Annotated in this window: 15 protein-coding genes; 8 read left to right on the plus strand and 7 right to left on the minus strand. The window is 71.1% G+C overall.

What is annotated here, in order from left to right; translation table 11 throughout:
• The first annotated feature begins 13 nt into the window (after positions 1-13).
• Together AB0878_RS33940 and AB0878_RS33945 are read left to right on the plus strand one after the other, a co-directional pair.
• Entirely contained in the window at positions 14-1420 is a 1407-nt protein-coding gene (locus tag AB0878_RS33940; RefSeq protein ID WP_366584288.1) for a GH1 family beta-glucosidase, read from the plus strand.
• Positions 1421-1549: 129 nt separating this feature from the next.
• Entirely contained in the window at positions 1550-1906 is a 357-nt protein-coding gene (locus AB0878_RS33945; protein WP_366584289.1) for a nuclear transport factor 2 family protein, read from the plus strand.
• Here AB0878_RS33945 and AB0878_RS33950 read toward each other — a convergent pair.
• Positions 1897-2736, minus strand: a complete 840-nt coding sequence (locus tag AB0878_RS33950; protein WP_366584290.1) for a TIGR03619 family F420-dependent LLM class oxidoreductase — start codon at positions 2734-2736, stop codon at positions 1897-1899. The genes AB0878_RS33945 and AB0878_RS33950 overlap by 10 nt on opposite strands.
• Positions 2737-2924: 188 nt before the next feature.
• Here AB0878_RS33950 and AB0878_RS33955 point away from each other — a divergent pair, with 188 nt between their 5' ends.
• Positions 2925-3638, plus strand: a complete 714-nt coding sequence (locus tag AB0878_RS33955) for a DUF2306 domain-containing protein (RefSeq protein WP_366584291.1) — start codon at positions 2925-2927, stop codon at positions 3636-3638.
• A gap of 422 nt (positions 3639-4060) precedes the next feature.
• Here the strand turns inward: AB0878_RS33955 and AB0878_RS33960 are convergent, their stop codons facing one another.
• Genes AB0878_RS33960 through AB0878_RS33970 form a run of 3 tightly spaced genes read right to left on the minus strand, consistent with a single transcriptional unit; the run spans position 4061 to position 8340 of the window.
• Positions 4061-4792, minus strand: a complete 732-nt coding sequence (locus tag AB0878_RS33960; RefSeq protein ID WP_366584292.1) for a dienelactone hydrolase family protein — start codon at positions 4790-4792, stop codon at positions 4061-4063.
• Between the two features lie 60 nt (positions 4793-4852).
• Positions 4853-5992 (minus strand): acyl-CoA dehydrogenase family protein, encoded by a 1140-nt coding sequence (locus tag AB0878_RS33965; RefSeq protein ID WP_366584293.1) that lies wholly within the window; start codon positions 5990-5992, stop codon positions 4853-4855.
• Entirely contained in the window at positions 5992-8340 is a 2349-nt protein-coding gene (locus tag AB0878_RS33970) for a bifunctional salicylyl-CoA 5-hydroxylase/oxidoreductase (RefSeq protein WP_366584294.1), read from the minus strand. Before AB0878_RS33970 ends, AB0878_RS33965 begins: the two co-directional genes overlap by 1 nt.
• A 68-nt stretch (positions 8341-8408) precedes the next feature.
• On the opposite strand from AB0878_RS33970, the gene AB0878_RS33975 reads away from it, so the two are divergent.
• On the plus strand, positions 8409-8801 hold the full coding sequence (locus tag AB0878_RS33975) for a RidA family protein (RefSeq protein ID WP_366584295.1): 393 nt from the start codon (positions 8409-8411) through the stop codon (positions 8799-8801).
• Here AB0878_RS33975 and AB0878_RS33980 read toward each other — a convergent pair.
• Positions 8791-9639, minus strand: coding sequence for a PaaX family transcriptional regulator C-terminal domain-containing protein (locus AB0878_RS33980; protein WP_366584296.1), 849 nt, complete (start codon positions 9637-9639; stop codon positions 8791-8793). The genes AB0878_RS33975 and AB0878_RS33980 overlap by 11 nt on opposite strands.
• Positions 9640-9691: 52 nt before the next feature.
• Between AB0878_RS33980 and AB0878_RS33985 the strand changes: the two genes are divergently transcribed.
• Positions 9692-10360, plus strand: coding sequence for a GNAT family N-acetyltransferase (locus tag AB0878_RS33985; protein WP_366584297.1), 669 nt, complete (start codon positions 9692-9694; stop codon positions 10358-10360).
• Positions 10361-10432: 72 nt separating this feature from the next.
• Entirely contained in the window at positions 10433-11005 is a 573-nt protein-coding gene (locus AB0878_RS33990; protein WP_366584298.1) for an oxidoreductase, read from the plus strand.
• Here AB0878_RS33990 and AB0878_RS33995 read toward each other — a convergent pair.
• Positions 10986-11441: a MarR family winged helix-turn-helix transcriptional regulator gene (locus AB0878_RS33995; RefSeq protein ID WP_366584299.1), complete on the minus strand. Its 456-nt coding sequence runs from the start codon at positions 11439-11441 to the stop codon at positions 10986-10988. The two genes, AB0878_RS33990 and AB0878_RS33995, sit on opposite strands and share 20 nt — an antisense overlap.
• 120 nt (positions 11442-11561) lie before the next feature.
• Here AB0878_RS33995 and AB0878_RS34000 point away from each other — a divergent pair, with 120 nt between their 5' ends.
• A complete protein-coding gene (locus AB0878_RS34000; protein WP_366584300.1) occupies positions 11562-11969 on the plus strand; it encodes a nitroreductase family deazaflavin-dependent oxidoreductase in 408 nt (135 codons plus the stop codon).
• A gap of 9 nt (positions 11970-11978) precedes the next feature.
• On the opposite strand, the gene AB0878_RS34005 is transcribed toward AB0878_RS34000, so the two are convergent.
• Entirely contained in the window at positions 11979-13133 is a 1155-nt protein-coding gene (locus tag AB0878_RS34005; protein WP_366584301.1) for an acyltransferase, read from the minus strand.
• Between the two features lie 119 nt (positions 13134-13252).
• Here AB0878_RS34005 and AB0878_RS34010 point away from each other — a divergent pair, with 119 nt between their 5' ends.
• Positions 13253-13468, plus strand: a complete 216-nt coding sequence (locus tag AB0878_RS34010; protein ID WP_366584302.1) for a hypothetical protein — start codon at positions 13253-13255, stop codon at positions 13466-13468.
• Positions 13469-13492: the final 24 nt, after the last annotated feature.

Here is a 13492-nt window from a genome sequence, read left to right on the forward strand (position 1 = left end):
ATAAGGAGACCCCTTGACCGAGACCACCGACGCTGCGACCCGCGAGCAGCAGGCGCTGATCGACTCGCTGCCGCCGGACTTCCGGTGGGGCGTGGCGACGGCCGCGTACCAGATCGAGGGCGCGGTGGCCGAAGACGGGCGCACACCGTCCATTTGGGACACTTTCTGCCGGGTCCCGTGGGCGATCGACAACAACGACAACGGCGACGTCGCGTGCGACCACTACCACCGCATGCCCGAGGACGTGGGACTCGTCAAGGAGCTCGGCGCCGACACCTACCGCTTCTCCGTCGCGTGGCCGCGGGTGCAGCCGCACGGCAAGGGCCCGGTGAACGAGGCCGGGATCGGGTTCTACGACCGGCTCGTGGACGAGCTGCTGGCCAAGGACCTCGCGCCGTGGCTCACGCTGTACCACTGGGACCTGCCCCAGGAGCTCGAAGACGCGGGCGGCTGGCCGGCGCGTGACACGGCCTACCGCTTCGCCGACTACTCGATGCTGGTGTTCGACCGGCTTTCCGACCGGGTGCGGCACTGGACCACGCTGAACGAGCCGTGGTGCTCCGCGATGCACGGGTACGTGCACGGCGTGATGGCCCCGGGCCGTCGCGACTTCGCGGCCGGGATGGAGGCCATCCACCACCTGCTGCTCGGCCACGGCCTGGCCACGCAGCGCATGCGTGAGGCCGCGCCCGAGGGCACGCAGTTCGGCATCACGCTCAACATGGGCACGTCCGACGCGGCGTCGGACAGCGAGCTCGACCGCGAGGCCGCGCGCAACGCCGACGGCATGGGCGTGCGCGTCTACCTCGACCCGCTGGTGCGTGGCTCTTACCCCGCGGATGTTGTCGAGGACATGGCCGTCCGTGGTGCCGCACTGCCCATTGAGGACGGTGACCTGGCGATCATCTCGACCCCGCTGGACTTCCTGGGCGTGAACTACTACTTCGGCCAGCAGTACTCCGGCGTCGACGAGCAGGGCCGCAGCGTCGGCGAGGACGGCTTCCCGGTGCAGCGCGCCGTGCCGTTCGGCGAGCCGACCACGGCGATGGGCTGGGAGATCCTGCCGGGCAAGTTCACCGAGCTGCTCACCCGCCTCGGCCGCGACTACCCCGGTTTGCCCATGTACATCACCGAAAACGGCTCCGCCTTCGACGACGCGCCCGACGCGTCCGGCTTCGTGCGCGACGAGGGCCGCACGGCGTACCTCGCTTCGCACCTGGCCGCGGTGGCCGCCGCGCGGTTGGAGGGGGTGGACATCCGGGGCTACTTCGCGTGGTCGCTGCTGGACAACTTCGAGTGGGCCTACGGCTACGCCAAGCGCTTCGGCCTGGTGCGCGTCGACTACGAGACGCAGGCACGCACGATCAAGCAGAGCGGGCTGTTCTACCGCGACACCGTTCGGCGGGTCCGCGGTTCCTGACTCACCCCGGGGGGTGACAAGAAGGGCGTCCGCGTTCGCGCGGGCGCCCTTCGGCTTTGCGCGAACTTCCTGTCGCGCGGCCGGGTTCCGGTGCCACGATGGCAGCGTCTCGCGTTAAGGAGCCGCACCGTGGACCAGACCCTGCTCGACGCCGAACACCGGCTCCAGGCCGCGCAGCTGGCCGGTGACGTCGCCGCTCTCGACGAACTGCTCGACGACCGGCTGACCTTCACGTTCGGTGAGGTGGTCGCCTCGAAGGCCGACGATCTGGCCGGTCACCGCGGTGGCAGCCAGGTCCTGTCCGAGCTCGTCGAGGAAGATCTGCGGGTGTTCTCCGAGGGGACGACCGGCGTCACGTGGTTCCTCGGCCGGCTGACGGGCTCGCTCGGCGGCGAGCCGTTCACCGCGCGGATGCGCTACACCCGCACCTGGCTGCGCACGGCGGACGGCTGGCGGGTGATCGCCGCGCACGCGAGTTACACGTGACTCAGGAACTTCGCGGCGAATGCGGACAGCTCGTCCAGCCGCTCCTGCGGATCGGCGCCGGCAGCGGAGACGACGACGCGAGTCACGCCTTCGGCGGCCAGCGCGTCGACCGCCTCCGGAGTCAGGTCCGTTGAGCCCCACCGCGTGTAGTCCGGCGCGGGGCGGCCCGACGCGGCCGCGGTCTCCCGGACGAGGTCGAACAGGGCGACGCGGTCCTCCGCGGTGAGGGACCCGCCGGGGAACCACCCGTCACCCCGGAGACCCGCTCGCCGCGCGGCCGCCCGGCTGGACCCGCCCACCCGAATCGGGATCGTCCCGACCGGCTTCGGGTAGCTGCACAACTCGTCGAATTCGACGAACTCTCCGTGATGGCTGACGCCTTCCGGCCCGCCTGTCCACAGTAGACGGAGGACGTCGAGGGCCTCGTCCGCCCGACGGCCCCGCGTCCGGTAGTCGACCCCGGCCGCCGAAGCCTCGTGTGGCAACGCGCCGACGCCCACGGTGACCAGCCGCAGCCGGCCACCGGACAGGACGTCGAGCGTGGCCAGGCGCTTCGCCAACGTGACCGGCTGGTGGTACGGCAGCAACAGCACTCCGGTCCCGAGCAGCAGCCGATCGGTGACCGCGGCGACGTGCGCGAGGCATTCGAGCGGGCCGGCGTACGGCAGCGTCGGCGGGATCTCCCACCCGCCGAGCTCGGCGCCCGGGCGCGACGCGAGGTGCTCGGGCAGGAGGAGGCCTTCGAAGCCGCACGCCTCCGCGTGGCGAGCGAAGGCGACGAGGCCCGCCAGCCCGTGGAACGCCGGGTTGTAGCTGACCGCGAACCGCATTCGTGCCTCCGCTCGAGTGGATGGCGGAGACGCTAAACGTTGCCGTGCGCGGCAAGGCAAGCCCGAAGATCACCCGGGCGAGGGTAAGGCTGTCCCCACCCCGCCGACGCCAGCGCACACCATGGTCGCGGCACCCCCGCCGGACCTACGTTCGGAGAGCATCAGGCGACGAGCGAGGGAGAGTGGCCATGACGGCGGGGACGGATCTGCGACCACCGCGGGTGCCGGCGCAGCAGCCGCGTACGACGAAGAAGCGCCGCCCGTGGATCGGGCTGCTGGGGCTGGTCGTGGTGGCCTTCCTGGCGTACTCGCTGCCGCCGTACCTCGCGCTCGACCCGGCGCAGTCGCGCGTCCCGGCGCCGGCCGGCTTCGGCGCGCACTACTGGTTCCTCGTGGGCCACGTGGTGTTCGGCTCGATCGCCATGATCTGCGCGGTCGTCCAGATCTGGCCGTGGATCCGCCGCCGCTTGCCGGTGCTGCACCGCTACGCCGGCCGCGCCTACGTCTTCGGCGGCGTGCTGCCTTCCGGCGTGATGGCCCTGACGATCGGCGCCGCCAGCCCCTTCGGCCCCGCCACGCGAGCCAGCGACGTCATGCTGGCGGTCATCTGGATCGGCTGCACCTGGGCCGGCTACCGCGCCGCCCGCGACCGCCGCTTCGGCGACCACCGGCGCTGGATGATCCGCAGCTTCGCGCTGACCATGTCGATCATCCTCAACCGCCTCATCTCACCGATCGCGATCATCATCCTGGAACCCCAGCTGCCCACCACCTTCGGCGGCAGCGAGACCGCGCTCATGCAGTCCGTCGCGGCCATCGCCGCGTGGGTCAGCTGGACAGTCGCCCTGGTCGGCGCCCAGCTGTGGCTGGAACGCAAACCGAAGAAGGCCGTCGCCGCCTAGGCCCGGCCCGCTCCACCCGACGAGGAACGCCGGCGAGGACGACTTTCTCGACCTCGCCGGCCGGCTCCGTCCCACACTCGACCTGGTCGTCCACTACTTCCCTTGGCCGTCCGATGTGGACGGGGCCGAGGTCGTCCACCGCGTCGACGCCTCCGCCGGCTCCGGTCGCGAGCTCGCCGCGTGGCCGGCCGAGCGGATCGTCGACCTCGTCGCCCGGGCGGCGCATCCGTCGGCGCAGGACGTGTTCCGGCCGGAGACCGCCTTGCACGCCATCCGCCTCACGGCCGACCTCGAACGGGCCGCCGGGTGCGCCGTCCTCACCGCGACGCAGGTCACGCTGTGGGCCGCCGCCCGCCTCGTCGGGTGGGGCCCGCTGCCGAGGGCGCCGGCCCATTTTCCCGTCCCGCGCCGGCGATCTCCGCCTAACGCGGCAGGTTCTCCGCGAACAGCCCCGCCAACGCGTCCCAGTGGCGCTCGGCGGCCGCGCGGTCGTAGGTGTCGTTGTCCGGCACCGCGAAGCCGTGCTTGGCGGGGTACGTCTCCAGCGTGTGCCGGACACCCGCGCTGACGAACGCCCCGCGCAGCCGGTCGAACTGCTCGGGCGGGAACGCGCTGTCGTTGTCCGCCGCTGCGACCAGCACGGACGCGCGCATCCGGCCGGCCAGCAGGTGCGGGCTGTCGGGGTCGTCGGCGGCGAGGTTGCCGCCGTGGAACGACGCGGCGGCCGCCACCCGCGTCGGGTGATGAGCTGCGGCCCACAGCGAGAACCGGCCACCCATGCAGTACCCGGTCGTCCCCACCAGCGAGCCCGCGACCTCACCGCGCCCCGCGAGGAAGTCGAGGTACGCGCCCGTGTCGCGCACCGCCATCTCCGCCGTCACGCTCTGCGCGAGTCGCGTCAGGCGTTCGCGTTCCTCGGGGACGGTGAACACGGTGGTGACGTCGAACGGCGTGTACGGCGTGCGGTAGTAGCCGTCCGGCAGGAGGACGACGTACCCGAGCGCGCAGAGCCGGTCGGCCATCTCGGCGAAGGTCTCGCGGACCCCGGCCGCGTCGGCATAAAGGATCACCGCGGGCCCTGCGCTCAGCGGCGTGTGCAGCGTGGCCGTGCAGAGGCCGTCCGGCGTGGTGATGGTGACCGCGATCCTCGACATGTCGCCGAAACTACCGGTCACGCGGGCGTCGCGGAGCCGGTATCGCGCTGAGCGGAAACTTCAGGACCGCAGCGACCTCGCGATGATCGTCCGCTGGATCTCCGACGCGCCCTCGTAGATGCGCGGCGCGCGGACCTCCCGGTACAGGTGCTCCAGCAGGTGCCCGCGACGCAGCGCCCGAGCGCCGTGCAGCTGCACCGCCGAGTCGACGACGTACTGCGCCGACTCCGTCGCGAACAGCTTCGCCATCGCCGCGCGGCCGGCCAGGCCCGTCTCGCCCGCGTCGTAGGCCGCGGCCGCGGCGTAGACGAGCAGCCGCGCCGCTTCCGTCCGTGTCGCCATTTCCGCCAGCGTGTGCGCGACGGTCTGCTGCTTCGCCAGCGGCCCGCCGAACGCGATGCGCTCGCCCGTGTACGCCACGGTCGCGTCGAGAGCGGCCTGCGCCATCCCCACCGCGAACGCCCCGACGCTCGGGCGGAACAGGTCCAGCGTCCGCATCGCGACGGCGAAACCGCGGTTCTCCTCGCCCAGTAGCTCGTCGCGGTGCACGCGTACGCCGTCGAACTCCAGCGTGCCGATCGGGTGCGGGCTCACCAGGTCGAGGTGCTCGCCGGTCAGGCCCGCGCGGTCGCCCGGCACCACGAACGCGCTCACGCCCCGCGAGCCGGCGTCCGGTGTCGTGCGGGCGAAAACCGTGTAGAAGTCGGCCTCGGGAGCGTTGGAGATCCACATCTTCTGCCCCGTGAGCCGCCAGCCGTCGCCGTCGGCCTCGGCCGCCAGCTGCAGCGCGGCCGCGTCGGAACCGGCGTCGGGCTCGGTGAGCGCGAACGCGGCCACCGCGTCGCCCGCCGCCACGGCCGGCAGCCAGCGCGCGACCTGTTCGTCCTTTCCGGACTGCAGCACCGGGTAACTTCCCAAGCCCTGCAACGCGAGCGCCGTCTCGGCCTCGGTGTTCACGGACGCCAGGGCTTCGCGCAGCAGGCACAGGTCGAACGCCGCGGCCTGGCGCGTCGGGTTTCCCGCCGAGACGCCGGGGAACAGCCGCGCCAGCAGGCCGTGCGAGCCCATCGCCTTGAGCAGCGGCCGGTTCACCGCGCCTTCCTCGCCGGCCTCGGCGAGCGGCCGCAGCTGCTCCGCGGCGATCGTTCGGACCGAGGCGGTGAAGGCCTGCTGTTCGGGCGTCAGTGCGAAGGCGTTCATCAGTCCCTTTCCGGTCGCCAGCGGGCGTGCGCGGTCTGGTGCCCGCCGGTGCGTACGAGTTCCAGCCGCGGCTCGGGCCCGTCGGTGCGGCCCGTCTGCGGCCGGCGCTTCCCGGCCGCCCACGGCTTCGGCCACGGCATCACGTAGTCCTGCTCCGCAGCCGCGTGCAACGTCCACTGTGGATCGTAGAGGTGCGTCCGCCCCAACGCGCACAGGTCGGCGCGGCCGGCGAGGATGAGCGCGTTCATGTCGTCGTACGAGGAGATCGCGCCGACGGCGATCACGGCGATGCCGTACTTGCGCCCCACCTCGTTGCGGATCCGGTCGGCGTAGGGCGTCTGGTAGCTGCGCCCGAACTTCGGCTTCTCCTCGCTCACGACCTGCCCGGTCGACACGTCGACCGCGGCGGCGCCGTGCTCGGCGAACGCGGCGGCGATGGCGACGGCGTCGTCGGCCTCGATCCCGCCGGCGGACCAGTCGTCGGCCGAGATGCGGACCGTCATCGGCCGCTCGGCCGGCCACACCGCGTGCACCGCGTCGAACACTTCCAGCGGGAACCGCAGCCGGTTCTCCAGCGAGCCGCCGTACTGGTCCGTCCGCTGGTTCGTGAGCGGCGAGATGAACGACGACAGCAGGTACCCGTGCGCGCAGTGCAATTCCAGCAGATCGAATCCGGCGCGAGCCGCCGAGCGCGCCGAAGCCACGAACTGCTCGCGGATCTCCGCCAGCTCCTCGACACTCAGCTCACGCGGCGTCTGGCTGTCTGGCCGGTACGGCAACGGCGACGGCCCGCAGACCTCCCAGTTGCCCTCCGGCAACGGGTCGTCCATGCCTTCCCACATCAGCTTCGTCGAGCCCTTGCGCCCGGAATGGCCCAGCTGCAGGCCGATCTTCGCCGGCGTGCTGCCGTGCACGAAGTCGACGATGCGCTTCCAGGCCTGCTCCTGCTCGTCGTTGTACAGCCCGGGGCAGCCCGGCGTGATCCGCGCCTCGGGCGACACGCAGATCATCTCCGTCATCACCAGGCCGGCACCACCGAGCGCCTTGCCGCCCAGGTGCACCAGGTGGAAGTCGCCGGGCACGCCGTCGACGGCCACGTACATGTCCATCGGCGACACGATCACGCGGTTGGGCAGCTCGAGCTCACCGATCTTCACGGGCTGGAACATCGGCGGCGCGGGTGCCGTGCCCAGCGAGCGCGCGAACCACTCGTCGAGCTCCGTGGCGAACTCCGGGTCACGCAGCTTCAGGTTGTCGTAGGTGACGCGGCGGCTGCGGGTGAGCAGGTTGAACGCGAACTGCTCCGGCGCCTGGTGCGTGTACTGGGCGAGGTTCTCGAACCACTCCAGGCTCGCCTGCGCCGCGCGCTGCGTCGACTCGACGACCGGCTTGCGCTCGGCCTCGTACGCCGCCAACGCCTTGGGCACGGTGTCCTGCTCGTGCAGGCACGCGACCAGCGCCAGCGCGTCCTCCATCGCCAGCTTCGTGCCGGAGCCGATGGAGAAGTGGGCGGTGTGCGCGGCGTCGCCGAGCAGCACCACGTTGTCGTGCACCCAGCTTTCGCAGCGCACGGTGCCGAAGGTGTTCCACTTCGAGTTGTTGGCCAGCACGTGGTGGTCGCCGAGGACGTCGGCGCACAGCTCGCGGATCAGCTCGATGGACTTCTCGTCGTTCTCGCCCGGCCCGAGGTCGGTGGCGGCGATGGGCGCGAACGCCTGCTGCCACACGTCCTCGTGAAGCTCGAGGATGAACGTGCTGCCGTCGCGGCCGTAGGGGTAGCCGTGGATCTGCATGATCCCGTGGGGCGTCTCGAGCACGTGGAACTTGAAGGCGTCGAAGACGAGGTCGGTGCCGAGCCAGATGTAGCGGCAGCGGCGCGCCTCGACCGTCGGGCGGAACGAGTCCGCGAAGCGCCGGCGGACACCCGAGTTGACGCCGTCGGAGGCGATCACGAGGTCGTAGTCGCGCGAGAGCTGCTCCGGGTCGGGGGCCTCGGTGCGGAAGCGCAGGTCGACGCCCAGCTCGCGGCAGCGTTCCTGCAGGATCGCGAGCAGGCGTTTGCGGCTCATCGCGGCGAAGCCGTGGCCGCCGGACGTGTGGACCTCGCCGCGGTAGTGCACGTCGATGTCGTCCCAGCGCGCGAACTCGCGGCTCATGGCCTCGTGAACCTGCGCGTCGGCGTGCTCGATGCCGCCGAGTGTCTCGTCGGAGAACACCACGCCGAACCCGAAGGTGTCGTCCGGCGCGTTGCGTTCCCACACCGTGATCTCGTGGCCGGGCCCGAGCTGCTTCGCGAGGGCGGCGAAGTACAGGCCCGCCGGGCCGCCGCCGAGAACCGATATCCGCACGAGAGCCAGGATATGTCGTCTGACATACGATCGTCAAGAACGCGATACATGAGCTAGGCTTCCGCGCCATGGAGCGCATCAACCCGCCCGAGCTGGGCCGCCCGTCCGGTTTCTCCCACGCCGTGTCCGCAACCGGACAGTTCGTGTTCCTCGCCGGACAGACCGCTCTCGACGCCGAGGGCAAGATCGTCGGCGACGGTGTGGTCGAGCAGTTCTCCCAGGCGCTGGGCAACCTGCTCACGGCCCTGCGCGCGGCCGGCGGCGAGCCCGCGGACCTGTGCAGCGTGACGATCTACATCGTCGACATGGACGACTACAAGGCCCACGCGCGCGAGATCGGCAAGGTCTGGAAGAGCCTCGCCGGCACCGAGTACCCCGCGATGGCCGGCATCGGCGTGAGCCGGCTGTGGGACGTCGAAGCGCTGGTGGAGGTGCAGGGGTTCGCGGTGCTCAGCCGCTGAGGACCTGCAGCAGGTACTCGCGGGCCGGGGCTTCGAGGCGTTCGTGGAGCGCGAAGAACACCTCGGCCGCGCGGATGCCGGACCAGTCGACGGGCAGCAGCTCGGCGGGCAGGCCCGGGTCGAGGTACGGCATGCGCCGCCACCCGGTGAGCACGCGCACGTAGTCGGCGAAGGCCTCGTTGCCGGGCACGGTGCGCCGGCGCTTCCAACGGTCGAGCACGGGGGCGTGCTCGTCGAGGAACGCCGTGTACAGCTCGTCGAGCTGGTCGAGGTCCCACCACTCGCGCACCTTGTCCTGTGCGTTTCCGAACGCCAGGTGTTCGGCTCGGAACAGGTCGGCGTAACTCGCGAGACCGAGCCGGGTGAGCGCCTCGGCCGTCACCTGGTGCAGGTGCGCCGGCGCGATCCACACACCCGACGACGCCGTGCCGAACCCGAGCCGGGCCAGCTGCGTGCGCAGGACGTGGCGCTTGTGGCGCTCGGTCTCGGGCACGGAGAACACGGCGAGCAGCCAGCCGTCGGCCAGCGTCGCGCGGTCTCGGCGGAAGATGCGTTCGTCGCCTTCGCGCAGGATCGCCAGGGCGGTGTCCGACAGCTCGTAGCCGGCGGTCCCGTCGCGCCGCACGGCGTCGAGGATGCTCCGGCGTTTGAGGCGCGAGATCGACGAGCGCACCGCCGGCTCGTCGACGCCGAGCGCCGCGAGCAGGTCGATGAGCGACGCCACGGACAGCCAGCCACCCTCGATGCGGTGGTAGAAGCCGTATACGGACACGATCAGCTGCCGAGGCTGGGCGGCACGCCCGGCGTCGAGCTCGGTTGACTCCGGTACGGCCGTCACCCGGTCACCATAACAACCGCGGGCCGTGACTGCGGGTACCATTTCTCCCGCGATGGTGAACCTGGGTGAAGCACCGCTGTTCGGCCGGTTGACCCGCCGAGGCCGGCTCATGGCGAAACGCACCTGCGACCGCAGGGGCCACGCGTTCGCCCTCGGCCGGTTCCTCTTCCGCACCCCCACCGCCTGGGAATACGCCGCCGCCGTGGCCTCCGGCAGCGACCCGGCCGCCCAGCGCTGGCTCGGCTGGCTCGCGGATTCGGTCATCGCCGAGCCCTTGCGCTCCGAAGCCCTCCGCGTGACACCCGGCACCGGCCCGGCCTGGACCTACCCGGATCCGCAGTCCGTCGACATCGTTGCCATCGACCTCCGGGAGAACCGCTGCGCCGGGCTGGTCAGCGTCCACGCAGGGGAGAACGGCGGCCCCGAGACGGGCGGCTACCTCGCGCCGGCCTACCGCGGCCGCGGCCTGGGGCGGGATCTGTTCACGGCGGGGCTGCTGCTGGCGCACTCGCACCTCGGGCTGCCACGGGTCCGGGCCGGCGCCGAGGTGGGCAACGTGGCGAGCGGGCGGTCGCTGGAGGCGGCGGGGATGCGCCGGGCGGCCGGGCCGCCTCGGTACACGCTGCCGAACGGGCGGGTGAGTGAGGCCTGGTGGTACCAGCACGATGTGCCACGGCCGCATCGGTGTGAGGGACCGCAGGCGGAGTGGTTGTCGGTTTGAGGTGACGGCCAGGGCCCGGCGGCTGGGAAACTTCGGCCCGCACCGACGTTTCGCGGCCCTACCGTCCCAGTCATGGATTCCCGCGAGCTCCTCACCGATGCCCCCGTGCCGCCCGTCGAAGTGAACATGGCCTGGCTGCGCGCGATGGTCGCGAGGTTCAGTAGTGGCGAGGACCACACCAGGCGGCGAAAGCTGGTCATCGAGGAACTCGCCAACGCAGAGCCGGAAACCCTGCGCCAGGCGGCAGCAGCGAAGCCCCACCAAGGGCCGGTGGCAACACTCGCCGAGGTGCTCGGATTCGACGTCGACCCGGCAGACGTCGACAAAGTGGCAAAGGCCTACCAGCCCCACTTCCCCCAGACCGCCGAGGCGGACAAAGCCGTGGCAAGGCTGGTCGAAGCCCTGGGCCGGCCCGACGAACGAACCGCCGCCAAAGTCGGCCTGCTGGTCCAAGCCGCCGCCACCGAGAGCCTGATCGAGAACCCCCAAGGCCCGCCCGTCCCCACCACTCGACGCTCGGTCGACGGCGCCGAAGTGATCGTCGACCTGAAAGACTTCCCCTTCGGCATCGGCCCCCACGCCTGCCCGGGAGAAGCCCACGCCAAGGCCCTCGCCGAAGGAGCCCTCAGCAGCACTCGCCAGTGAACCCCTGCGAGTAGGTCTTCAAAGTGTCGATCACCAGCGCCCGCTCGCCGGGCGACAGTGGCGCCAGCGCGCGTTCCCAAGCGCGGGCGCCCGGGGCCAGCCAGGCGTCGACGGCGGCGCGCTGGGAGGGGCTGATGCTGACGATCGTGCGGCGGCGGTCGGTGGGGTCTTCGGTGCGGGCGAGCACGCCCTGGCGGGAGAGGTCGCCGATCATGAGGCTGGCGGTGGTGGGGGCGATCTCGAGGCGGCCGGCGAGCTCGGTGACGGTCATGGGGCCGTCGAACAGCAGAATGGACAGCAGGCACAGGTGGCGCGGCGCCAACGTCAGGTCCGCGAGCTCGGGGGGCACCGGGGCGCGCTTGCCGCGGCCGGCCAGGCGGGGCATGAGCAGCAGCAGCTCGCGCACGCCGTCCTCGAGGCTCGGTCCGGTGGTCATCCCGCTCCTTCGACCAGAACCACGCAAACACCTTGTCGCGCAAGAGGATACCTCGCGTTGACATCAGTTTTGCAAACAAAGTAAGTTTGGTCGCAAAACCAAACTGGAGGGACCCACCCCATGTCGGACTGGAACCAGCAGATCATCGACGAGTTCCGCGCCAACGAGGGCAAGGTGGGCGGGATGTTCGAGGGCGCGAACATGATCCTGGTGACCCACACCGGCGCGAAGAGCGGCACGCAGCGCGTCGCGCCCCTGGTCTACACCACCGACGGCGACGGCCGGTACGTCATCGCCGCGTCCAAGGGCGGCGCGGACACCAACCCGGACTGGTACCACAACCTCGTGGCCAACCCGAAGGTCACGCTGGAGATCGGCACCGAGAAGTTCGACGCCACCGCCAAGCTGATCGAGGACCGCGCCGAGCGCGACCGCCTCTTCGCCGGCATGGTCAAGCACATGCCCGGGTTCGCCGACTACGAGAAGAAGACCACCCGCCTGATCCCGGTCTTCGTGCTCGAGCGCTGAGCAAACAGCTCAGACGCCGGCCGGCACCGGCTTCGCGTCGGCAGGAACCGCGGCCCGTGCGGCTTTGCGGGCCTGCCGGCGCGTGAGCAGCCGTTTGCCGGTCGCGATCATCGGCTGCTCGACCCAGCGGTGGATCAGGTCGGCGATCGCGAGGTCGACCAGGAACACCGTCACGGCCGTGACCAGCCGGTTGTGACCCAGCGCCGGCACGGCCTGCACCACCACGAAGTGCACCGGGCCCTGCAGCAGGTACAGCGAGTACGACCGCTCGCCGACGAACCGCATCGGCGCCGTCGACAGCAGCCAGCGCGCCGGGCCCGGTGACAGCAGCACGATCAGCAGCAGCATGGTGACCAGCGCGTACGCGAGCAGCACCAGCAGGTTCTGCCGCGTCGCGACCCACAGCGGGTCGAGGTTCGCGTGCAGCACGAGGAACCCCGCGACGATCGGGATCGCGGCCAGCGGGTGCGTGAACGGCCGCAGCACGGCGAAGCTGCGCCGGTAGTGCAGCAGGATCGCGAGCAGGCAGCCGCCGAGCAGGATGGCGTAGTGGATGCTGGAGCGGTAGACGGCGGTCGGCGAGAAGTCGAGCAGCCAGCCGCCCTCGGTGGTCAGCGGCACGAGCGCGAGCAGCACGGCCATCGCCGCCAGCACCAGCGCGAGCTTGCGCCGCGCGGCGCCGATGCCGATCGCGACCAGCAGGAACGGCCACACCAGGTAGAACTTCTCCTCGATGCCCAGCGTCCACGAGCCGGAGAAGAAGTTGTCCGAGCCGTTGCCGTGCGAGCCGGGGAAGAACTCGTTGAGGAACGTCAGATAGTACTTCAGCGCGTGCGGGAAGTCGCGCGCGAGGAACTCGCCGCGCAGCAGCACGAACGCGATGATCCCGCCGAGGATCACCAGGTACGGCGGCAGGATCCGGAACACGCGCCGCACGTAGAACCCGCTCAGCGAGATGCGTCCGGTGCGGTCCTGCTCGCGCAGCAGCAGCGTCGTGATCAGGAACCCCGACAGCACGAAGAAGATGTAGACGCCCACCCAGCCCGACGGCCACACGAACTCCGGCCCGGCGAAGTGGAAGAACACGACGATCGTCGCGGCGATGGCGCGCAGGCCGTCGAGGCCGGGGAACCTGCGCATGCCGAGGTACTCGTCATGGCTCATCGTTCGCAAGAAATCGACCCCAATCGCCTGGCTGCGGTGGGAGTATAGGTGGACGATCATGGGCACCCGCGCGGCGGGCCCACGCCCGTGACCTGCGATTACTCTGGGTGGTGGGTGCTGTGGCGCTGCTGGTGATCCTGGTCGGGGCTGTGCTCGTGGTGATCGGCGTCGCCGCCGCACTCGACCTCCGGGCCCGCCGCCGCGGCCGGCGCGCCGCCGAAGACGGCTGGGACGCGCTCAAGGAGACGCGCCGCGATTTCCACGCCGCCGAGGTCGCGCGCTACCAGAGCAGCGACCTCACTTGGCTCGACCGCGTCCGCCGGAACAAACGCTGACGGCCGGCGGACCCGAGCGGGATC

Source organism: Amycolatopsis sp. NPDC047767 (genome assembly GCF_040704195.1).
GTDB lineage: Bacteria > Actinomycetota > Actinomycetes > Mycobacteriales > Pseudonocardiaceae > Amycolatopsis.